Below are 21,830 nucleotides of genomic sequence, written 5' to 3'. Positions count from 1 at the left end.
GTCTAGCCTCCGAGGTAGGCTTCTTCCACTTTCGGGTTGGCGAGCAGGTTTTCGCCGGAGTCGGCAAGGACGATTTCCCCGGTCTCGATGACGTAGCCGTGGCGGGCGATCTTCAGCGCCTGGCGGACGTTCTGTTCGACCAGAAGGATGGTCAGGCCACGCCGGTTGATCTCGACGAGCGTGCGGAAAATCTCCTGCACCATGATCGGCGCCAATCCCATCGACGGTTCGTCGAGCAGCAGCAGTTTCGGCTTCGCCATCAGCGCGCGGCCGATGGCCAGCATTTGCTGTTCGCCGCCGGAAAGGTTGCCGGCGAACTGGTCGGCGCGGTCCTTCAGGCGCGGGAAGAGAGCGTATACCTCGTCGAGCGAGGCGGCGATCTCCGCCTTGTCGGTGCGCGTGTAGGCGCCCAGAACAAGGTTTTCGGCGACGGTCAGCGTCGTCAGGATGGCGCGGCCTTCGGCCACCTGCACGACGCCGCGCTTGACGATCTGGTGCGCCGGCAGCGCCGTGATGTCTTCGCCGTCGAATTCGATCTTGCCGCGTGCCGGTTTGAGCAGCCCGGAGAGCGCCAGCAGCGTCGTGCTTTTGCCGGCGCCGTTGGCGCCGACCAGCGCGGTGATTTCGCCCGTGTTGAGGTGGAAGGTCAGTCCTTTGACGGCCTCGATGTGGCCATAGGCGACGGCGAGGTCGCGTACGCGCAAGAGCACGCTCATGCTTCGTCCTCCTTGCCGAGATAGGCTTCGATCACGTCGGGATTGTTGCGCACCTCATCCGGCGTGCCTTCGGCGATGATGCGACCGAAGTTGAGCACGGCGATGCGGTCGCACAGCCCCATGACGAAGCGCATGTCGTGCTCGATCATGAAAACGCCGTAACCACGGTCGCGGATGTTGCGGATTTCCTCCATCAGGATCGTCTTTTCGGAGGGATTCATGCCGGCCACCGGCTCGTCGAGGAGCAGGAGCTTCGGTTCCGTGGCCAGCGCGCGGGCGAATTCAAGCTTGCGCTGGTCGCCGTAGGAGAGGTTGTCGGCGAGCATGTCCGACTTGTGCTCCAGACCGACCCACGAAAGCAGCTCGAAGGCGCGCTCGCGGGCGCGCTTTTCCGCGCTGCGGCAGGCGCCGGTGTTGAAAAAGATGGCGGCCGGGCTGTAGTTCAGGTGGTCGTGCATGCCCACCATGACGTTTTCGAGCAGGCTCATCTCCTTGAAGATGCGGATGTTCTGGAACGTGCGGGCGATGCCGCGGTGGGTGATGCGCTGCGGCGGCAGGCCGACGAGGCTGTTTCCCATGAACTCGATGGTGCCGTTGCTCGGTTCGAGCAGGCCGGTGACGAGGTTGAATACCGTCGTCTTGCCGGCGCCGTTGGGGCCGATCAGGCCGTAGATGCTACCCGCCGGCACTTCAAAGCTGACATCCTGCAAAACATGCAGGCCGCCGAAGTGTTTGCCGACGTTGCGGATGGACAGCAGCGTGGGATCGCTCATGCCCGACCTCCCTTGACTCGTTGCAGCCAGCCACGAAAACGGCGCGGGTCCCAGATGCCCTTGGGCAGGAACAGCACCACCAGCACCAGCACGGCGCCATTCACGAAGGAGCGGAAGTCATGCAGCGAGCGCAGAAGTTCCGGCAGCAGCGTGATGATCGAAGCACCGAGAACCGGGCCGATCAGGTTGGCGGTGCCGCCAAGGACGGCCATGGTGATGATGTCGACGGCGTTCTCGAAACCGTATTCGCGCGGACTGATGAAGAACGTGAAGTGCGCATTCAGCGCCCCGGCGACGCCCGCGATGACGGCCCCGAGGACGAAGGCGAGCAGCTTGTAGCGATCGACGTCGATGCCCATCAGGCGGGCGGCCACCTCGTCTTCCTTGATCGCTTCAAAGGCCCGGCCGACCTTGGAACGGCGCAGGCGGGCGAGGCCGTACAGCGTCAGCGCCAGAATCAGGGCGATATGCCAGCCTTCGGTCAGCAGCGGGATGCCGTTCAGGCCTTCCGGGCCGCCGGTGATCTCGAGGTTGAGCACGGTGATGCGAACCACTTCGCCAAAGGCTAGCGTCGCCATCGCCAGATAGACGCCCGACAGACGCAAGACCGGCGCGCCGATGATCAGCGCCACCAGCGCCGGCGCGAGTCCGCCGGCTAGGAGGACGGCCGGGAAGGACCAGCCAAGTTGCAGCGTGAGCAGCGCCGAAACGTAGGCGCCGATGCCCATGAAGGCGGCGTTGGCGAGCGAGAGCAGGCCGCAGGACAGCGTCAGCCAGATCGACAGCGCCAGGAGGGCGTGTACGCCGACCGAGAACACCAGCGTGCTGTAGGTCGACCAGAAATCGTTGAACCACTCCATTATGCTTTTCTCTCCAGCTTGCGCCCGAACAGCCCCGAAGGCCGCACCAGCAGGATCAGGAAGAGCAGGCCGAAGGCCACCGCGTCGCCCATCTGGCTCGACAGGTAGGCTTTGCTGATCACCTCGGCGAAACCGAGGAAGAGACCGCCGATCAGCGCGCCGCGAATGTCACCCATGCCGCCGAGAATGATGACGGCGATGCCCTTGTGCAGGATCGGCTGGCCCATCTGCGGCGTGATCGCGTTGAAGTCGAGGCCGATCAGCACGCCAGCGACGCCGCCCAGTGCCGCGGCGACGAAGGACGTGACGTGAAACAGCCCTTCGACGTTGATGCCCAGCAGCCAGGCCGCTTTCGGCGATTCGGCGATTGCCCGCAGGGCGCGGCCCAGTTGTGTCCGCTTGATCAGCGTAAACAGCACCGCCATGAGAATGAAGGCGATGGCGACGATGGCCAGTTCGAGCGCCCGGACGTGCACGTTGCCGACGATGAACTCGCCGGCGGGCAGCGTTTCTTCGGGGAAGCGCAGGACTTCAGCGCCGAACATGCCTTGCGCCGCGCTGGTGAGCATGATGCCGACGCCGATGGTGGCGATCATCGGAATCAAGTGCGGCGCGTTGCGTGCGCGCAGTGGCTTGAGGATCAGCACGTCGACCAGCAGGCCGATGGTGCCGCTGATCAGCATGGCGCCGAGGATGGCGAGCCAGAGCGGCGCATCGAAATGCGTCACCAGAGCGAGGGCGGCATAGCTGCCGACCATGAAAACCGCTCCATGGGAGAGGTTGATGACCGCCAGCACGCCGAACACCAGGGTAAACCCCAGGGCGAACAGCGCGTAGACGCTGCCGAGCGTCAAGGCGTTGAGAAGTTGTTGTTCAAGCATCGGAGGGTTCCGCAGGGGGCCAAATACAATGCGGGGCAGATTTTCATCCGCCCCGCATTGTTGGGTGCGACAGGCTTACTTGCTGCTATAGAGCGTAAACTTGCCACCCTTGACCAGATAAATGAACGGTTTTTGATCCGCATCCCAGCCGCCAGGCTGGCCGCTCCGGGTTTTGGCCGGACGGAACTTGAAGGGGCCGGTCGCGCCACTGATGGTGGCTTTCGGCAGCGCATTTTTCAGCGCTTCGCGGTCGGCGACGATATCGCCCGACAGCTTGATATCTTTCAGGGCGGCGGCGGCTACGTTCAGCGCGTCGTAAGCCTGAGCGGCGAACTGGTTGGGTTCAGCCTTGTATTTTTTCTGGTACGCGGCGACGAAAGCCTGATTGGCCGGCGCCGGGTTGGTATTGGACCACGGGCTGCCGACGAAGGTACCTTCGCCCGCCAGCTTGGAAATCTCGAAGAGCTTCGGCGAATTGAAGCCGTTGCCGCCGATGAACGGCGCCTTGATGCCGAGGCCACGCGCTTGCAACATGATGTTGGCAGCCTCTTCGGCGAGGCAGGAACAGACCACGGCGTCAGGGTTCGAGCCCTTGATCTTGGTCAGTTGCGCCTTGAAGTCGACGTCGCCCTTGACGTAGGTTTCGGTCGTCGTCACCGGCAGCTTCTGCTCTTCGAGCACCTTCTTGAAAACGTCGTAACCGCTCTTGGTGAAGGCGTCGTCGTTGCCGTAGATCACCGCTACTTTTTTCAGCTGATAGTGCTTGGTCGCGGTGGCGACGGTCACGGGCAGCACATCCGATTCCATGACGGAATTACGGAACACGTAGGGGCCGACATCGGTGATGCCGTTGGCCGTCACCGAAGTGCCGAAGACGACGGTCTTGGCGGCGTTGGCCACGGGGCCGGCGGCGAACATGGAATTGGAGAGCGTCGGTCCGAAGATCATCAGGACTTTATCCTGGAAGATCAGCTTCTTGAAAACGTTGATGCTTTCTTCTTTCTTGCCTTGCTCATCCTCGATCACCAGCGTGATCTTGTTGCCGTTGATGCCGCCTTTGGCGTTGATTTCTTCGGCGGCCAGCTGAAAACCGTTGCTGATGGCGACGCCGTATTGCGCTGCGCCACCGGTCAGGGCTTCGGCAATGCCGATCTTGATGTCAGCGGCCTGAACCAGCCCGGCACAGGCGAGAGCGTTGACGAGGACGAGCGTTTTGCAAGCGAAGCGCATACCTTCTCCAGTCAGTTTTCAGTGGTAATGAAGAGAGCCGTGACTTTGGTTGGTGGGCCGGACGGCGATGGTTCGGCAAACCAAAGGGACGAGTCGGGCATTATAGCGTTTCGCGGCCCCACTTTTCGCTTGCCGATCAAGTGCTTTGCCTCAATTGGCAGAAAAAACCCGCATGTCATTGTCGCGCTGACGGCGTCGTCGGCTCAATCGTGCAGCTTGCGATAGAGCGTCTGGCGGCTGATTCCGAGCCGGCGGGCGGCCTGCGAGATGTTGCCCTGACAGGTCTCGAGCGCCTGGCGAATGGCCAGCCGCGACAGTTGCGCGAGGTTGTGGGCGCCACCGTCCGCTTTGACGGCAGGCGCATCGGCGGCGATGGTTCTTAACTCTTCGCTCACGTCGTCCGGCAGATGCGGCCAGTCGATGCGGCATTCGTCTTCATCCAGCATGGCGCAGGCGGTGCGTAGCACGCTGGCGTACTGGCGCAGATTCCCAGGCCAGCGGTACTGGACAAGACGGGCGAACAAATCCGGCGCGACGTGGAGCCGCCGCTGCGGACAGAGATCGCGCAGCAGTCGCTCGCTGAGCGCCGAAAAATCGCTGCGTTCGCGCAGGGCTGGCAGGTGCAGGGTCAGGCCGTTGATGCGGTAGTAAAGGTCGCTGCGGAAGTTGCCGCGCTCGACTTCGTCGCGCAGGGTGCGGTGGGTGGCGCAGACCAGCGCGAAATCGACATCAATCGGCACGCTGCCGCCCAGCGGCACGACCTGACGTTCTTGCAGGACGCGCAGTAGGCGGCTTTGCATGAGCAGGGGCATGTCGCCAATTTCGTCGAGAAACAGCGTGCCACCGTGCGCCTCGCGCAGGCGTCCGGGGCTGCCTTCGCGGCGGGCGCCGGTAAAGGCGCCGGGCAGGTAGCCAAACAGCTCCGCTTCGATGAGGTTTTCGGGAATGGCGGCACAGTTGATGGCTACGAAGGGGTGCTGCTGTCGCGGCCCGCTGTCGTGGGCGGCGCGTGCCAGCAGTTCCTTGCCGACGCCAGATTCACCGTGGATCAGAAGCGGAATGGGTTTGCCAAGGATGCGCCGAACTTTCTCGGTGGCGCCGTGCCAGCGCGTATCTCCGGTGTCGAGACGGCTGAGTGCGTCATCGCGTGTCTCGGCGGCGCCATCGCTCGTGCAGACGCTGGCGCGGCCGACGGGGCTGAGCGCGCCGTGCGCCTCGACGAAGAGCGGGCTGCCATCGCGCAGGTGTTGCTGCATTGGCCGCTTCTGCTGGCGCCGGCTGTGTGCGAGCAGCGTCTCCAGATCACTGTCGAACACTTGCGTCAGCGGCGTGCGGCCGAGGTCGGCGGGTGTCAGGCGCAGCAGGCTTAACGCGGCGCGGTTGGCGCCGATGATCCAGCCATCTTCGGAGAGCGCGACGATACCTTCGGCGACGCTGCCGATGCCTTCCGCGTGCGCGTGCAGATGCAGCCGGAAGCGGCATCGCTCGTCGGCGAGCAGGAGGCGGTTTTCGATCATGCGCGCGGCGGTGTTGACGAGGCCGAGCGTATGCGGGTGGCGGCGTCGCTGGTCGCCGGAGATGTCGAGCACGCCAAGAAGCTCGCCGCTGGCCGAGAGGATCGGCGCTGCCGCGCAGGTCAGGAAGGCGTTGCGTTCGAGGTAGTGTTCAGCGCCATGCACTTCGACGGCGGCGTTTTCAGCCAGCGCCGTGCCGATAGCGTTGGTGCCGCGTTGGCGCTCATGCCAGGAGACGCCGGCGGAGAGTGCGACGCGTTCGGCCTTGTCGAGAAAGTCGGCGTCACCCAGCGTGCGCATCAAGACACCCTGATGGTCGGCGAGAACGACCATGCTCCGGCTATGCCGTACCTGCTCGAAGAGGTAGTCCATGACCGGCCGCGCATGCGCCAGCAACTCCTGCTGGTGGGCGAGGGCGTGCAGTAAATGGCCACCACAGAGGTTCTCGTCGTCGTTGACGTGGCTGGAGGGAAGCAGCCCCGCCGCCATGCTGCGTCGCCACGAGCGGGCGAGGCGTTCGCCGAGCAACTCGCTGGGGCAGTCGCCGCGCTCGAGCAGGCGTAGACGCGCCTGACGCAAGGCCGGCGCCGACAAGGCGGTATTCATGTTTTGTCTCCTCGACGGGTCGTTGCCCGTTTTTCTGAGGAGTATAGAGCGATGCTGTTTGAGTGCAATCCCGCCGTCGCACTCCCCCGCCGGCGGTGCGCTCAGTCGGCGTCCGCCAGCCACAGGCAGTGGCCTTTGCTCTCTTTCTGAATGCTGGCGAGGACGCGTGCGTGTTCGGCGATTTCGTCGTCGCTGGCGCGATAGACGCGCAGGGCGGCAGCGTGTGCGCGGGGCTGCACGCTTTCGGTGACGGTTGCTTCCGGCGTTGGCGTGCTGCCAAGGTCCATCAGCAGGCTTTCCTGGCCGCGCGTCATGGCGACGTAGACTTCGGCGAGGATTTCCGCGTCGAGCAAGGCGCCGTGCAGGGTCCGGTGCGAGTTGTCGACCTGATAGCGCTCGCAGAGCGCGTTCAGGTTGTTGCGCTTGCCCGGATGCAGGTCTTTGGCCATGCGCAGGGTGTCGCAAACACCCGCGCAAAGCGTCGTGACGGGCGCCATGTCGAGGCGCGCCAGTTCGGCGTTGAGAAAGCCGATATCGAAGGGCGCGTTATGGATGACGAGTTCGGCGCCGCGGATGAAATCGAGGAACTCGGCGGCGATCTCGGCAAAGCGCGGCTTGTCCTGCAAGAACTCGCGGCTGATGCCGTGCACGGCTTGCGCGCCTTCGTCGATGTCGCGGTCGGGGTTGAGGTAGTAGTGGAAATGATGGTGCGTCAGGCGGCGGTTTTTCATTTCGACGCCGGCGATTTCAATGACGCGGTGCCCCAGCTTGTGTTCGAGGCCGGTGGTTTCGGTATCGAGGAATATTTGGCGCATGGATAGACCTGAGCGGTTGGACGAGCAGTAAGGAAACGTGGCGAAGCTTAGGCGATGCGTCCGGCGACAACGTCGTCGATGCCGCGATTGGCCAGCGCGTCGGCGCGTTCGTTACCCGGTTCGCCAGCGTGTCCCTTGACCCACGACCAGGTGATGCGGTGCTGGCGGGCGAGGGTGTCGAGTTCCTGCCAGAGGTCGGCGTTCTTCACGGGCTTTTTGTCCGAGGTGCGCCAGCCGTTTTTCTTCCAGTTGAATATCCACTCGCTGATGCCTTTTTGCACGTACTGCGAGTCGGTCAGTACGCGGGCCGTCGTTGGCCGCTTGAGAGCGCCCAGCGCACGGATGACAGCGGTCAGTTCCATCCGGTTGTTGGTGGTGTGGGCTTCGCCACCCCAGAGTTCTTTCTCGTTGTCGCCAGCGATCAAGAGCGCGCCCCAGCCGCCGGGGCCGGGGTTGCCGCGGCAGCCGCCGTCGGCGTAAATGGTGACGAGGGAGGTCGCGACCGGCGCAGCGGTCGACGTGGCGGATTCACAACTCATCGTGATGTATCTCCTTGCGGGCGACGGCGGAGGCGGCTTTGCGCGGCACGCGTCGCGGGTTCCAGGCGGGCATGATCAGGCGCATGCCGTGCACGCGTTTGATCGCCCTCAATAAATAGACACCGCCGGCAAACCCCCACCAGCGGTCGCCGGCGGCCTCCATGAAATGGCTGCGGCGCAGCCAGTCGGCATCGTTGAAGGGGGGCGCGTAGCAGCCGAAGGCGCCCCGGTCGAGTTCAAAGCCGAGCAGCTTGAGCCAGTCTTTCAGACGCACCAGCGACAGATAGTCGCCGTTCCAGGGGAAACCATCCGGACGTCGTGGCAGACGGCGGCGCAGCCCCCAGAGCGAGAAAGGGTTGAAGCCGGTAATGAGCAACTGTCCTTCCGGGATCAGCACGCGCTCGACTTCGCGCAGGATCTGATGCGGGTCGCTGCAAAACTCGAGGACGTGCGGCATGACGATCAGGTCGATGCTGGCTGCGGGAAACGGCAGTTGGCGCAGGTCGCAGCGCGCATCGACGGCGCCGGATTCGCCGATTTTCTGCCGCAAGGGAATGCGGTTGCCGTCGAGGAGGCCGTATTGCGGCAGGCCGAACTGGAGCGCGTTGTAGCCGAAGACGTCGGCAGTGATCGCGGTCAGGCGGGCCTCTTCCCACGCCATGACGTAGCGGCCCTGCGGCGTCTCCAGCCATGCGTCGAGTCCCGGAATTGACATTTCGCGACGATCTCCCAGAATTGCCCGATGCAAAAAAACGCGATGCCCACCTCTCCCGACACTGTGTCGCCCATGCCGATTGCGGCATTCGCCGACAACTACATCTGGTTGCTGCATCGCGGCAATCAGGCGCTGGTGGTCGATCCCGGCGATGCCACGCCGGTACTCGCCGTGCTGGCGCGCGAACACTTGCAACTGGCCGCGATCCTCATCACGCACCATCATGCCGACCATCAGGGAGGCATTGCCGGTTTGCTGGAGGTGTCGGCGGAAAAGGGCGTGCGCACGGCGGTATTCGGACCGGCGGCGGAGTCTATCACAGCGCTTTCCGAGCCGTTGCGCGGGGGCGAAACCCTCACGATTGACGCCCTTGCCGCCTCCTTCGCCGTCCTCCCGGTTCCCGGACATACGCGTGGACACCTCGCCTATTATGGCGCCGGCAGACTTTTTTGCGGCGATACGCTGTTTGGTGCCGGCTGCGGCCGTCTCTTCGAAGGCACGGCTGAGCAGATGTTCGCGTCGCTCACAACCTTGGCTGCGCTGCCTGAGACGACCGAGGTGTATTGCGCGCACGAGTACACCGCCGCCAATCTGCGTTTCGCGCAGCAGGTCGAGCCGGGGAACGCGGCGATTGCCGAGCGGGCGGCCCTTGTCGCCGAGGCGCGTGCCAGAGGTGTGCCGAGCGTGCCCTCGACCATTGCCCTGGAAAAAGCGACCAATCCCTTCCTGCGCTGCGATGCCCCCGGCGTGATCGCCTCGGTGCGCGACTGGTGCGCGAAGTCCTCGCAATCCGCACACTCCGGACAGCTTCCCGTGCCGGCGGCGGACAATCCTGCCGGGATCTTTGCGGCCTTGCGGGCCTGGAAAAACGTTTTTTAAGGCACCTCTTTCAAGGTGCGTGTTTTAACGCGGCAAGCGGCGCGCCTTGCCCACAATGCTGCCCATCAGGAGGTGACGGTGCGGCGTGCGCTGGCCAGTGCCTGCGCCAGCGTGGCGAGAACCTTGCCGGCGTTGAAAGGTTTGACGATAAAACCTGCCGCGCCGTGCTGGATCGACTCCTGCACGTTATCCACGCTGGGTTTGCCGGTGACCATGATGACGACCGTTTCCGGCTGCGCCAGTTTGATCGCCTGCAAGGCTTCGAGGCCATCCATCTCCGGCATCATCACGTCGAGAAAGACCACTTCCGGGCGCAGGCGGTCGATCATGTCGAGCGCCACGGCGCCGTTACGCGCTTCGCCGATCACTTCGTAGGTGTCCGAGCGGAGGATGCCGCGCAGGACGGTGCGCATCAGGTCGTTGTCGTCGACGATGACGATGCGGGTGATGGCGGACGCGTTCACGCGGAGGTCTCCTGAAGAGCGTTTTCCGGATCAAGGGAGTCGGTGGCGCGCACGCAATTGCGGCCGTCGCGTTTGGCGCGATAGAGCGCGCGGTCAGCAGCGGCGAGCAGGACGCTGGCGGCGGTTTCCGGCATCGGCACGGCGCAGGCTACGCCGAAGCTCGCGCTGACCCGGCCCAAGGGAACGTCGGAACGCTCCAGCGCCAAGGTCACAATGGCTTCGCGCATGCGCTCGGCGACGAAGCAGGCGCCATCGAGCGTCGTCTCGGCGAGAACGACGGCGAACTCCTCGCCGCCGTAACGCGCCAGCAGATCGCCGCCACGGTCGAGCACCGTCGCCAGTGCGCCGGCAACGCGGCGGATGCATTCGTCGCCGGCTGGGTGGCCGAAGCGGTCGTTGAATTGCTTGAAGAGGTCGATGTCGACCATCAGCACCGAGAGCGCCGTTCCCTGCCGCATGGCGCGCCGCCATTCGCGTTCGAGCGTGATGTCGAAAAGCCGGCGATTGGCGACGCCGGTCAGTCCGTCGAGCGAAGCGAGTCGGTTGAGTTCCTGATTGGCGGTGTCGAGCTGGCGGGTGATGACCAGCATCGATTGGCGAATCTGCAGGATGCGCTGCATGGCGCGCACCTTGACGCCGAGCGCAACGTCGCTGACCGGCCGCGTCAGGAAGTCATCGGCACCAGCGGCCACGCCGCGTTGCAAGGCGGCATCGTCGCCGGCTTCGGTCAGGAAAACGATAGGTGTCCATTCGCCCGGTGCTTCGATCTGGCGGATGCGGCGGATGACGGTAAATCCGTCGACATCGCCCAGCTTCAGCCCGAGCAGGACGAGGTCAGGACGTTGTGCGCGAAAGTGGGCGACGCCTTCATGGCCGTCGGCCGCCGCAAAGACGCTGAAGCCCAGTCGCTCAAGGTGGCCGCAGAGGATGCGACGGCTGCTGGCACTGTCTTCGATGACGAGGGTTTTCATGGCGGCGGGCAGGCGGAAACAGCGACGGATTCTAGCGCGAAAGCGCTTTGGCGGGCATTCCGTACGGCATGCGGCGGGCGGGCTGGAGCGCGGCAGGCACAGGACGCGCAGAGGGCTCGCGGTGCGTCGCCTGAACGGCGCCCGCGCGTAGGCAGTGCCGGGGCTTCGTGTTAAATTGGGCCGCCAATGACACGACCCAGCACGCCATGATCGACTCCTCCCGTCTGCCCGGCCTGCTTCAGTCGCCGCGTGTGCGCCTCTTCGGCGCGGCGGCGCTGCTGCTTTTCCTGCTCTTTGGCGTGCTCGGCTTTCTGGTCGTACCGTCCCTCGTCAAGTCGCTGCTCGTCGAACAGGCGAGTCAGGCCTTGCATCGCCCGGTGAGCGTGGCGGACATCCGCTTCAATCCCTATGCCTTGTCGCTGCAGATTGAGGGTCTGGCGGTGCAGGACGTCGTGCCTTCAGAAGAGGCGGCGGTGGGGCAGGGAACGGCTGGCGCGGAAGCGCCGCTGTTTGCCTTTGACCGTCTCTATGTGAACGTCTCGGCGGCTTCGCTGTTTCGTGCTGCACCGGTGATCGAAGAGCTTCGTCTGGAGAATCCCCGCGTGCACTTGCGACGCGTGCAGGCGCAACGCTACAACGTCTCCGACCTCATCGACGCGTTCCTCGCCAGCCCGTCGTCGCCGACGCCGGCCTTCTCGGTGAGCAATATCCAGATCAGCGGTGGCAGCATCGATTTTGACGACCGTGTCGCCGACGAGCAGCACCGTATCAGCGACATCGAGCTTAAGCTGCCGGTCATTTCGAGCATGCCCCAAAGCGTCGATAGCTTTGTCGATCCGGCGTTTGCCGCCAGGATCGACGGGGCGCCGTTCGCGCTCTCCGGGCGCAGCAAGCCCTTCGCCGAGTCGCGCGAGAGTGAGTTGGACATCGACTTCAAGGCGCTGGATCTGACGCGTTATCTGGATTACCTGCCGGCTTCGCTGGCCGCTTCTATGCCCGTGCGCATCAAGGCGGCGCTGCTCGATGGCGATCTGAAGCTCGTCTTCCGCATGCCGGTGGATGCGCCGCCTTCGCTCTCCTTGTCGGGGAACGCGACGCTCTCCGATGTGCAGCTCGACGCCGTTGGTGGTGAGCCGCTGTTGCGTCTGGAACGTCTCGAACTCACGCTGACGGGCTTCGATCCGGGGCAGCGCAGGCTGGATATCGACCGCATCGCGCTGACGCATCCGGAAGTTTTCGCGCACGCGCGCGCTGATGGCACGCTCAACTGGTTGGCGTTGCATCCCGCCTCGCCGGCGCTGCACCGCCCCTCCGCGGCCAGTGCTTCGCCACCGCCTGCGCGCCCTTCTGCTGCTGTTTCCTCCGATCCGTCTAAACCCTCTTCACCTTCTGCGCACGCCGGTTCGACCTCGTCCGTCAAAGCCGGCGCGTCCGTCGCCCCGCCCGCCAAACACGAAGCTGAAGCGCCGACGCAAAAGCCGACAGCGGCAGCGCCGTTCGTCTGGTCGCTTGGCGAAGCCAGCGTGCGCAACGCGACGCTGCATTGGCGCGACGACAGCCAGGCGCGGCCGTTGCGTGCGGATGTCGATAAGCTCGACCTCACTCTGCGCGGGCTGACGAGTCAGGCGGGGGCGGCCGCCGAGTTTTCCGCGTCGGCACGCGTCGACGCGGGCGAGCGTCTCACGGTGTCGGCGCTGACGCTCAGCGAGGGGCGCCTTGATCTGGCGAAGCGGCACATCTCGCTCGGCGAACTCAAGGTCGACGGCGCGCACGCGCTGGTGCGGCGTAACGCGGACGGCACAATCGATTTCATCGCGCCGCCGCATCTACGCCAGATGGCCGCAGCCCGTGTCGATGCCTCGTCGCCCCGGCCAAACGCACCGCAGAAGACGCAACGTCACGCCGCGAAACCCGCTGGCGAGGCGACGTCGCTGGCGTGGAGCGTCGCCGTCAAACACCTGCAAGGCGACGACATCAACCTGCGCGTTGAGGATCAGGCGGTAACGCCTGCTGCGACGCAGGTGATCGAGCGGCTGACCTTGGCGGTGGACGATTTTTCGACGGCACCGGGCGCGCACGCGCATGTGACGGCGAAGTTCCGCATCAACAAGAAGGGGGCGGCGGATATTGCTGGCGATGTCGGTCTGGCGCCCTTCGATAGTCGTTTGCAACTCGACATCAAGGGCGTCGAGTTGTTGCCGCTGCAGCCGTATTTCACCGAGCGCCTGAACATCGCCGTGACGCGCGGTCAGTTAGCCGTCAAAGGTGCGCTGCAACTGCATGCGCGCGCCGAGACGGCGGTGCCGAAGAAGGGGGCGGTCGCCTCGGCTACCCCGGAGGGTCTGGCGCCCGCGTGGTCGGGCGGCTTTACCGGGCAGGCAACGGTGGGCGATTTCTTTGCCGTCGACAAGATCAATGCAGCCGACTTCCTGCGCTGGAAATCGCTCTATTTCGGCGGCGTCGACGCGCGTTTGACGCCGGACTCGCTGGCGATTGATGAAATTGCCCTCTCCGACTTCTTCGCGCGTGCCATTGTCAGTCGCGAAGGACGGCTCAATCTCACGCAGATCGTCCGCCCGGCAACGCCTGTTGGCGCACCCGCCGCGCCGGCCGTATCGCTGGTGCCGGCGTCTGCGGCGCTTGCCGGAGGCGCGAGCGGCACCGGCAAAGCGACGGCGCCGGAGCCAACGCCCCCCGCCTCGGCGACGTCGTCGATGCCGATCCGTATCGGCAAGGTGACCTTGCAGGGCGGCAACGTCAATTTCACCGACAACTTCGTCAAGCCGAACTATTCGGCTAATTTGCGGCAGATCGGTGGTCGCATCAGCGGCTTGTCTTCGGCGCCCGACAGCACGGCAACGCTCGACCTGCGCGGCAGTTATGACCGCATCACGCCTCTGGTGATCAAGGCACGCCTTAATCCTTTGTCGAGGAACCCATTCCTCGATCTGGAGGCGGAGGTAAAGGGCGTCGAAATGACCTCGTTTTCGCCTTACTCGGGGAAATACGCGGGATACGCGATTGCCAAAGGGAAGCTGTCGCTATTCGTCAAATACCGTATCGAAAATCGCCAGTTGAGTGCGGAAAACCGGGTATTCCTCGATCAGTTAACTTTTGGTGACCGCGTCGATAGCCCGGACGCGACGAGCTTGCCAGTGTCGCTGGCGGTTGCGTTGCTCAAAAATCGGGCGGGTGAAATCGACGTCAATCTGCCGATTTCGGGCTCGCTCGACGATCCGCAGTTCAGCGTTGGCGGCCTCGTCGTCAAGGTGATCGTCAATCTTCTGGTGAAGGCGGTGACTTCGCCCTTCGCTTTGCTGGGGGCGCTGTTCGACGGTGGCGAAGAACTCGCGCACATCGATTTTGCGCCGGGTCGCGTCGCTCTCGATGCGACGGCGCAGCAGCGCCTCGACAAACTATCCAAAGCCTTGCTCGACCGTCCTGCCTTGCGTCTCGAAATTACCGGTAGCGCGGATCGTGCGCATGACCGCGAAGGACTGAAAGCCGCGCAGCTCGATCGCGCGATGCGTCGCTTCAAACGCGAAGACCTCCTCAAGAAAGGTATTGCCAGCGGCGCCAGCGATGAAATCGCCATTGCGCCGGGCGAGCGCGAAAGCTTGCTTGCGCGTGTCTATCAAGCGGCTAAATTCCCTAAGCCGAGAAATTTCGTCGGCCTCGTCAAATCCCTCCCCGCCGGTGAAATGGAGAAACTAATCCTCGCCAATACGGTCATTGATGACGACGATCTGCGTGATCTGGCAGATCGTCGTGCTGAGCAAGTGCGTGAATGGCTGGTAGAAAAATCCGGTGCGCCATCCGAGCGCGTATTCCTGAAACCGTCCGCCGTGGCAGACGATGCAGGGAAAGGCGATGCGGGTGATAAGGCTAAAGCCAGTGGTGTTGATTTCTCGTTGCGCTGAAGGCTGAGCGACGACTTGTCTCGTTGCTGAACGGCTGCCATTCGGCTATCGGGGAGCGGCGCGCACCCCATGAGAATCAACGGAGGAGGGTGGCATGTTCAGTCTGTCGTCGTGGCGCGTCTCGCGTCGCATGCAACTGCTTGTGGCGTTAACGCTGCTGGGCTTGCTGGTGTTGTGCCTTGTTGCGCTTTTTCAGTTGCAGCACAGCTTGCTCGAGGATCGCAAGCAAAAGACCAAAAATCTGGTGGAAGTCGCCGTTGGCGTGCTGGCGTATCACCAGAAACTTGCGCAGAACGGCACGCTGAGCGAAGCGGCGGCGAAAAATGCCGCGCGCGAAGCCTTGCGCGGTTTGCGCTATGAGGGCAGCGATTATTTCTTCGTACTGGATACCGAGCACAACTACATCCTGTTGCCGCCGAAGCCGGAAACCGAAGGGCAGAACCGGCGCGAGATGCAGGACGCCAACGGCAAATTCCTGATTCAGGAACTCGTCCAGACGGCCAGGAGCGGCGGCGGCTTCGTCGATTACTGGTTTCCGCGCGCCGGTCAGGAGAAGGCCGAGCCCAAGCTGTCGTACGCCGCGCTCTTCCAGCCCTGGGGCTGGGTCGTGGGGACCGGCATCTATATCGACGACGTCGGTATCGCCTTCCGCCAGGGGGCATTGCTGTTCGGCTCTATCGCATTGCTCTTGCTGGCATCGTTGGCGCTGGTTGGCTGGCGGGTGAGTTCGAGCATCCTGCGCCAGTTGGGGGGGGAACCGGCCGCGGCGGTGGCCGTGATGCAGAACGTCGCGGCGGGCGATCTGACGGCGCATCTTTCCGGCCCGGCGCCGGGAAGTCTACTGCATGCGCTTGGCGGCATGGTGCTGGCCTTGCGCGAGTTGGTGGCCGAGATCGGCAAGAGTGCCGATCATCTGGTGAGCAATGCCGAGCAGATCAGCCACGCCTCCAGCGAAGTGGCGACGGCGGCCGGGCATCAGGCCGACGCCACATCGTCAATGGCGGCGGCCATCGAAGAAATGACGGTCAGCTCCAACCATATTTCCGATAGCGCTCATGACACCGAAGAAGACTCTCGCGGCGCGATGGCGCTGGCTGGCGAAGGTGGCAAGCGCGTCAATGAAGCGTCGGCGGCAATGCGCGCGATCTCGTCGACCGTCAGCGACGCTTCCGGGCGGATTCACGCCTTGCAGGAGCGTGCCGCACAGGTCTCGACCATCGCCAACGTAATCAAGGAAATCGCCGCGCAGACCAACCTCCTCGCGCTGAATGCGGCCATTGAGGCAGCGCGTGCCGGTGAGCAGGGGCGCGGCTTTGCCGTCGTTGCCGATGAAGTGCGCCAGCTGGCCGAGCGTACGGCCGTGGCGACGACCGAGATCGAACAGATGATCGTCGGTATTCAGGTCGATACGGCCGGGGCGGTCGAGGCGATGAGCGCGGCGCTGCCGAAGGTCGATGAGGGCGTGCAATTGGCTGATTCGGCGGCGGAATCCTTGCGCGAAATCGAGCACGGCGCCCACCGCACGCTGGAGCGCGTGCGTGAGGTGGCCGGGGCAACGCGTGAGCAAAGCGCGGCGAGCACGTCGATCGCGCAGCGAGTCGAGCAAATCGCGCAGATGGTCGAGGAAACCAGCTCGACGATTCGCGGCACCGCCGAGACGGCGGAACGACTCGAAGAGATCGCCGTCGGCTTGCGTGCGCAGATCGGGCGCTTCAAGGTTTGAGGACACGGCCTGCAAGAGTGGAAGGACGGCGTCGTGCAAATTAGAACGCTGCTATCGGTGGCGGTATCGGCGGCCATCATCACCGTGCTGGTGCTGGGCGGGGCGCTCTGGCGCGTGCGCGTCGATCTGGATCAGGTGGCCGAGCGGCAGGCGCAGACCCGGCAACTCGTCCGACAATCGTCGGCGATGCTGGTCTACGCCGAGGAGTACGCGCTGCATGCCGAGGACGGGCCGCTGCAGCAGTGGTGGGAGAGTTATCACTCGGTCATTGATACGCTGACCGGGGCGGCAACTCCCGACGACCAGCTAAAACGCGAACTGCTGATCAGCGCGCAGCCGTTGCCGGAGATTGTCGAACAGATCGTCGCGGCCAAGAGTACGGCGGAAAATGACGCGCAGCGCCGTCGGGTTGGCTCGCTGATGAGCGATCTGATCAGCTATAACCAACTCCTGATCGCCGATATCCACCGCTGGTCGGATAATGCGCTGGAGCAGCAGCGTCGCTTGGAGTCGTGGTTTCACTTTCTCGTCATTGCCTTGCCGGTGGCGACACTGCTCATTCTCTTTGCGCTGGCGACTCTGCTCGTGCAGCGCGTGCTGCGTCCGCTGACGACCTTGCGCGAAGCCGTTCAGGCGGTGTCGCGAGGCGATCTGTCGGTGCGCTGCAGTAGTAACGCGCAGGACGAATTCGGCGAACTGTCGCGCACCTTTGACGCGATGGCGGTCGATCTGGTCGGCGTCTTGCGTCAGGAGATCGAGGAGCGCCGGCAGGCGGAACTGGCCTTGGCGAACGTCAATGAGGATCTCGCCAATCGCGAGTCGATGATCCAGCAGATCCTCGACACTTCAAGTGTGGCGATCTTTCTGGTCGACACGCAGGGCAGGATTTCCTTCGCCAATCGTCGTATGTCCGAGATGTTCGCCATGCCGCTTGATCGCCTGATCGGGGAGGAGTACGTCGCTCTCGTCCACCCGACGGAACGTTCCCTCGGCCTGCAAAAGATGCGCGATCTCGCTTCCGGCAAGCTGATGAACATCGACCTTGAGCGCCGGTATGTGCGAGCGGATCAGAGTGAGTTCTGGGGCAATCTCTCCGGGCGGCGCTTTTACGATCTGGACGCCAACGATGCCGGTCTGGTCGGCGTGATCGCCGACGTCAGCGTGCGCCGGCAGGCCGAGCAGACCTTGCTGGAGAGCGAAAACCGTTTTCGCGAGATTTTCAACTCGATCAGCGACGCGATTTTCATTCACGACGAAGCGACGGGCGTCGTCATCGACTGCAACAAGCGCAGTTGCGAGATGTATGGCTTCAGTCGTGAGGACATCGTCGGCTTGCATCCCGATGCGCTGAGTTCGGGGACTCCGCCGTTTTCTACCGCTGAAATCGCCGTGTGGATCGAGCGCGTCAAGCAGGAAGGGCCGCAAGTCTTTGAATGGCTGGCGCGCAAGAGTGATGGGCACTTGTTCTGGGTGGAAGTTGCTCTGCGGCTGGCGCAGATCGGTAGCCAGGTGCGGCTGCTTTCGGTGATCCGGGATATCACGGCGCGCAAGGCATCCGATGCCGATCTGCGGCTGGCGTCGCGGGTTTTCACCAACAGTCAGGAAGGCATCATGATCACCGATGCCGATTCGCGCATCGTCGATGTCAATCCGTCTTTCACGCGCATCACCGGTTTCACGCGCGAGGACGCCGTCGGTCAGTTCGCCAGCCTCCTGGCTTCGGGGCGACAGGGGCCGGCTTTTTATTCGGATATGTGGGATACGCTCGTCCGGCAGGATTTCTGGCGCGGCGAGTTGTGGAACCGGCGCAAGAACGGCGAGATATACCCCGAGATGCTCTCCATCTCGGCGGTGCGCGACGACGAAAACCGCGTGCAGCACTACATCGGCGTCTTCTCCGACATCAGCGTGCTCAAGCAGCACGAAGAAGAGCTGGATCGTATTGCGCACTACGACACGCTGACGGGCGTGCCGAACCGGCGACTGCTGGCGGATCGTCTGGGGCAGGCGATTGCGCGCGCGCATCGCAGCGAGAGGCCGGTGGCGGTGTGCTACCTCGATCTCGACGGCTTCAAACCGGTCAACGACACGCACGGCCACGGCGCGGGCGACCGCCTGTTGATCGAGATCACGGCACGGCTGAAAGGTTTGCTGCGGGCCGACGATACCCTGGCGCGTCTGGGCGGCGACGAGTTTGTGCTGCTCATCACCGATCTGCCCGGCAGCGAGGAATGCCATGCCGTGCTCAATCGGGTGTTGGCCGCGGTCAGCGCGCCCGTCGCCATCGACGGGGCGATGATCAGCGTCTCGGCGAGTATCGGCGTGACGCTGTCGCCGCCGGACGTCGATGATGCCGATACCTTGTTGCGGCACGCCGATCAGGCCATGTACCGCGCCAAGGAGGCGGGCAAGAACCGCTTTTTTGTCTTCAACGCCGAGCACGACCGCAAATTGCAGGCGCGCTGGCAACAGATTCAACGCCTGCATCAGGCGCTGGAATGCAACGAATTCCTTCTGCACTTCCAGCCCAAGGTCGATCTCATTACCGGCGAGGTGCTCGGTGCCGAAGCGCTGATTCGCTGGCAGCATCCGGAAGAGGGAATGCTGGCGCCCGGACTCTTCCTGCCGCATCTCGAAGGCAGCGATCTCGAGATCGATCTGGGCGAGTGGGTGATCGATTCCGCCTTGCGGCAGATGGAAATCTGGCACGCCGAGGGCCTGATGATTTCGGTCAGCGCCAATGTCAGCGCCAATCATCTGCTACAGAGCAACTTCACCGAGCGCTTGCGTCTGGCGCTGGAACGTCATCCCGGCGCCCAGCCGGGCAAGTTCGAACTGGAGATACTTGAGACAGCCGCCCTCAGCGACATGGGGCAAGCGGCCCGAACGCTCGCCAGTTGTCGCGAACTGGGCGTGCGCTTTGCGCTCGACGACTTTGGTACCGGCTATTCGTCGCTGACGTATTTCCGCGATCTACCGGTCGACATTCTCAAGATCGATCAGAGCTTCGTGCGCGACATGCTCGACGACCCCAATGACCTCGGCATTGTCGAGGGGGTCGTCAGGCTTGCTCAGGCCTTCAATCGGCAGGTGATCGCCGAAGGCGTCGAAAGCATGGACCACGGCGCCTTGCTGCTGAGCATCGGTTGCCATATTTGTCAGGGCTACGGCATCGCCCGGCCGATGCCCGCCGAGGCGCTGCCGGAGTGGATCGGCCACTGGCGTGAGGCGAAGGAGTGGTCGGCGCTCAATCACACCTCGGAGGACTACCTCGATCCGTGGCTGATCGTCGTCGCCAAGAGTCAGCGCCGCTGGCTCGACCGCCTGATCGATTTGCTCGGTAATTTCGACGGCCAGCGCTCCATCGAGCTGGACCCGAGCAAATGCCCCTTCGGGCGCTGGTTCGCCGGGCGCGGTGCCTTGCGCTATGGCGAACATGCCGATTTTCACGAGATTGGTCGTCTGCACGAGCGGATTCATGCGCTTGGGCGGGAGTTGCTGGCGCTGGCGCGAGCTGGCGAGCGCGAGGTGGCGCTGGCACGTGTGCCGGAGTTGCTGCGCTATCAGGAGCACATGCTGTTGCTGCTCTCCAGTCTGTAACTGCGCGCCGGCGACAAAGCCGGTACGATTCGCGGACGGCTGAAGCGCGCCAATGCGGCGCGAGGAGCCTTTTCCAACGAGTGACGTAATGAACGAGTGGGTCATGCCCGGCGTCGTGCTGGCGGCGGTGGTGCTGTTAATCGTAGTGGTGCTGGCGAGAACCTCGCGTCTTCTTGCCATCGACGCCAGCGTGCAACGGCTGGAACGCGATTTGCGCGAAGAGCTGGCGCGGGTGCGCCAAGAGTCGAGTCAGAGCGCGCGCGATAGCCGTGTCGAGAACGCCGAGGCCGTCGCCCGCCAGAGCGAGGTCATGGGCGCTGCGCTGGCCCGCCTTGGCGCGCAGCAGGCGCAGCAGCTGGAGGGTTTCGGCCAGCAGCTGGGACGCATGACGGGCAGCATGGACGCGCGTTTTGAGCAATTGCGTCAGGCCGTCGAAGCGCGTCTGTCGTCGCTGCAGAACGACAACGCGGCGCGTCTGGAAGCGATGCGGCAGACCGTCGACGAGAAACTGCACGCGACCCTTGAACAGCGTCTCGGCGAGTCCTTTCGCCTTGTCAGCGAGCGTCTGGAGCAGGTACAGCGCGGCCTCGGCGAGATGCACACGCTGGCTGCCGGCGTCGGCGATCTGAAACGCGTGCTGACCAATGTGAAGACGCGCGGTACTTGGGGCGAGGTGCAACTGGAAGCCCTGCTCGAGCAAGTGCTGACCGCCGAGCAGTACGCGCGCAACGTGGCGACGCGGCCGGGCAGCAGCGAGCGCGTCGAGTTCGCCATTCGTCTGCCGGGGCGAGAGGTTCGCCGCGTCGCCGGCGACGGCGGGCCGCCCGTCTGGTTGCCCATCGACGCCAAGTTTCCAATTGAGGACTATCAGCGCCTGCTTGACGCACAGGACCGTGCCGACCCGATAGCCGTCGAAGTGGCGGCGAAGGCGCTGGAAGCACGTTTGCGCGCCGAAGCGAAGAGTATCCGCGAGAAATACCTGGAGCCGCCGCACACCACGGATTTCGCCATCCTTTACCTGCCGATCGAAGGTTTGTACGCCGAAGCCTTGCGCCGCCCGGCGCTGGCCGAGACCTTGCAACGCGATTTTCGTATCAGTCTGGCGGGGCCGACAACCTTGGCGGCCATGCTCAACAGCCTGCAAATGGGCTTTCGCACGCTCGCCATCGAGCAGCGTTCCTCGGAAGTGTGGGCGGTGCTCGGTGCGGTCAAAACCGAATTCGGCAAATTTGGCGAAGCGCTGGAGGCGACACGCAAGAAGCTCGAACTGGCAACCCGCAGCATCGACGCGGCCGGCGTTCGGACGCGCCAGATCGAGCGCAAGCTGCGCAGCGTGGAAGCTTTGCCGCTGGCGGAAGCGCAGGAACAACTCGGCGACATGGCGTCGCTCGCCGCCGATGACGATTCCGCTGACGTCTGAACGGCCAGAGGCGGCGGCCGATCCCCATTTGGCGGCGGCGTTCGGGGCGACTTGCTACCGCGTCGCGAGCAGGCTCGACGGGGTTGGGCCGGAGTTTTCGCTGTCGTCGCTGCTCGCTAATGCTCCGATAGCTCCGATAGCTCCGATAGCTCCGATAGCTCCGATAGCTCCGATAGCTCCGATAGCCCCGGCAGCTGCGGCGGG

16 protein-coding genes are annotated in these 21,830 nt (G+C 63.9%); 5 read left to right on the top strand and 11 right to left on the bottom strand.

Translation table 11 applies throughout. The features are described 5' to 3' along the window. Positions 1-2 precede the first annotated feature (2 nt). The 9 genes from GHK24_RS00885 to GHK24_RS00845 all read right to left on the bottom strand — a co-directional run bounded on the left by GHK24_RS00885 (position 3) and on the right by GHK24_RS00845 (position 8,649). Positions 3-716, bottom strand: a complete 714-nt coding sequence (locus tag GHK24_RS00885) for an ABC transporter ATP-binding protein (protein WP_153467549.1) — start codon at positions 714-716, stop codon at positions 3-5. Next, positions 713-1,489: an ABC transporter ATP-binding protein gene (locus tag GHK24_RS00880; protein WP_153467546.1), complete on the bottom strand. Its 777-nt coding sequence runs from the start codon at positions 1,487-1,489 to the stop codon at positions 713-715. Before GHK24_RS00880 ends, GHK24_RS00885 begins: the two co-directional genes overlap by 4 nt. Then, a complete protein-coding gene (locus GHK24_RS00875) occupies positions 1,486-2,349 on the bottom strand; it encodes a branched-chain amino acid ABC transporter permease (protein WP_153467542.1) in 864 nt (287 codons plus the stop codon). The genes GHK24_RS00880 and GHK24_RS00875 overlap by 4 nt, the downstream gene beginning before the upstream one ends. Continuing rightward, positions 2,349-3,230, bottom strand: a complete 882-nt coding sequence (locus tag GHK24_RS00870) for a branched-chain amino acid ABC transporter permease (RefSeq protein WP_153467539.1) — start codon at positions 3,228-3,230, stop codon at positions 2,349-2,351. Before GHK24_RS00870 ends, GHK24_RS00875 begins: the two co-directional genes overlap by 1 nt. Before the next feature lie 75 nt (positions 3,231-3,305). After that, positions 3,306-4,460, bottom strand: a complete 1,155-nt coding sequence (locus tag GHK24_RS00865; protein WP_153467536.1) for an ABC transporter substrate-binding protein — start codon at positions 4,458-4,460, stop codon at positions 3,306-3,308. Positions 4,461-4,663: 203 nt separating this feature from the next. After that, positions 4,664-6,580 carry a sigma-54-dependent Fis family transcriptional regulator gene (locus GHK24_RS00860; protein WP_153467533.1) on the bottom strand — a complete coding sequence of 639 codons (1,917 nt, stop codon included), beginning with the start codon at positions 6,578-6,580 and terminating at the stop codon, positions 4,664-4,666. 101 nt (positions 6,581-6,681) lie between these two features. Next, positions 6,682-7,395 carry a DNA polymerase III subunit epsilon gene (gene dnaQ, locus GHK24_RS00855; protein WP_153467530.1) on the bottom strand — a complete coding sequence of 238 codons (714 nt, stop codon included), beginning with the start codon at positions 7,393-7,395 and terminating at the stop codon, positions 6,682-6,684. 47 nt (positions 7,396-7,442) lie between these two features. After that, positions 7,443-7,934, bottom strand: a complete 492-nt coding sequence (gene rnhA, locus GHK24_RS00850; RefSeq protein WP_153467527.1) for a ribonuclease HI — start codon at positions 7,932-7,934, stop codon at positions 7,443-7,445. Next, the gene (locus tag GHK24_RS00845) at positions 7,924-8,649 is read right to left on the bottom strand and encodes a class I SAM-dependent methyltransferase (RefSeq protein ID WP_153467524.1); all 726 of its coding nucleotides are present in this window, start codon (positions 8,647-8,649) and stop codon (positions 7,924-7,926) included. Before GHK24_RS00845 ends, rnhA begins: the two co-directional genes overlap by 11 nt. A 27-nt stretch (positions 8,650-8,676) precedes the next feature. Between GHK24_RS00845 and gloB the strand changes: the two genes are divergently transcribed. Beyond that, complete coding sequence (gene gloB / locus GHK24_RS00840; protein WP_228384470.1) at positions 8,677-9,528, top strand: hydroxyacylglutathione hydrolase; 852 nt, start codon at positions 8,677-8,679, stop codon at positions 9,526-9,528. Between the two features lie 65 nt (positions 9,529-9,593). On the opposite strand, the gene GHK24_RS00835 is transcribed toward gloB, so the two are convergent. Together GHK24_RS00835 and GHK24_RS00830 are read right to left on the bottom strand one after the other, a co-directional pair. Beyond that, positions 9,594-9,992 (bottom strand): response regulator transcription factor, encoded by a 399-nt coding sequence (locus GHK24_RS00835; protein WP_340642647.1) that lies wholly within the window; start codon positions 9,990-9,992, stop codon positions 9,594-9,596. Beyond that, positions 9,989-10,963 (bottom strand): GGDEF domain-containing response regulator, encoded by a 975-nt coding sequence (locus tag GHK24_RS00830; protein ID WP_153467521.1) that lies wholly within the window; start codon positions 10,961-10,963, stop codon positions 9,989-9,991. Before GHK24_RS00830 ends, GHK24_RS00835 begins: the two co-directional genes overlap by 4 nt. 206 nt (positions 10,964-11,169) lie before the next feature. On the opposite strand from GHK24_RS00830, the gene GHK24_RS00825 reads away from it, so the two are divergent. The 4 genes from GHK24_RS00825 to GHK24_RS00810 all read left to right on the top strand — a co-directional run bounded on the left by GHK24_RS00825 (position 11,170) and on the right by GHK24_RS00810 (position 21,626). Beyond that, complete coding sequence (locus tag GHK24_RS00825) at positions 11,170-14,883, top strand: DUF748 domain-containing protein (RefSeq protein ID WP_153467518.1); 3,714 nt, start codon at positions 11,170-11,172, stop codon at positions 14,881-14,883. Positions 14,884-14,977: 94 nt separating this feature from the next. Next, positions 14,978-16,606, top strand: a complete 1,629-nt coding sequence (locus GHK24_RS00820) for a methyl-accepting chemotaxis protein (protein ID WP_153467514.1) — start codon at positions 14,978-14,980, stop codon at positions 16,604-16,606. A 33-nt stretch (positions 16,607-16,639) separates the two neighbouring features. Then, a complete protein-coding gene (locus tag GHK24_RS00815) occupies positions 16,640-20,206 on the top strand; it encodes an EAL domain-containing protein (protein WP_153467511.1) in 3,567 nt (1,188 codons plus the stop codon). An 88-nt stretch (positions 20,207-20,294) separates the two neighbouring features. Next, positions 20,295-21,626 (top strand): DNA recombination protein RmuC, encoded by a 1,332-nt coding sequence (locus tag GHK24_RS00810; RefSeq protein WP_153467508.1) that lies wholly within the window; start codon positions 20,295-20,297, stop codon positions 21,624-21,626. Positions 21,627-21,830 lie beyond the last annotated feature (204 nt).

Source organism: Rhodocyclus gracilis, assembly GCF_009617575.1.
GTDB lineage: Bacteria > Pseudomonadota > Gammaproteobacteria > Burkholderiales > Rhodocyclaceae > Rhodocyclus > Rhodocyclus gracilis.
Note: the sequence above shows the minus strand (reverse complement) of the source record. Positions and strands in the feature narration are given on the sequence as shown.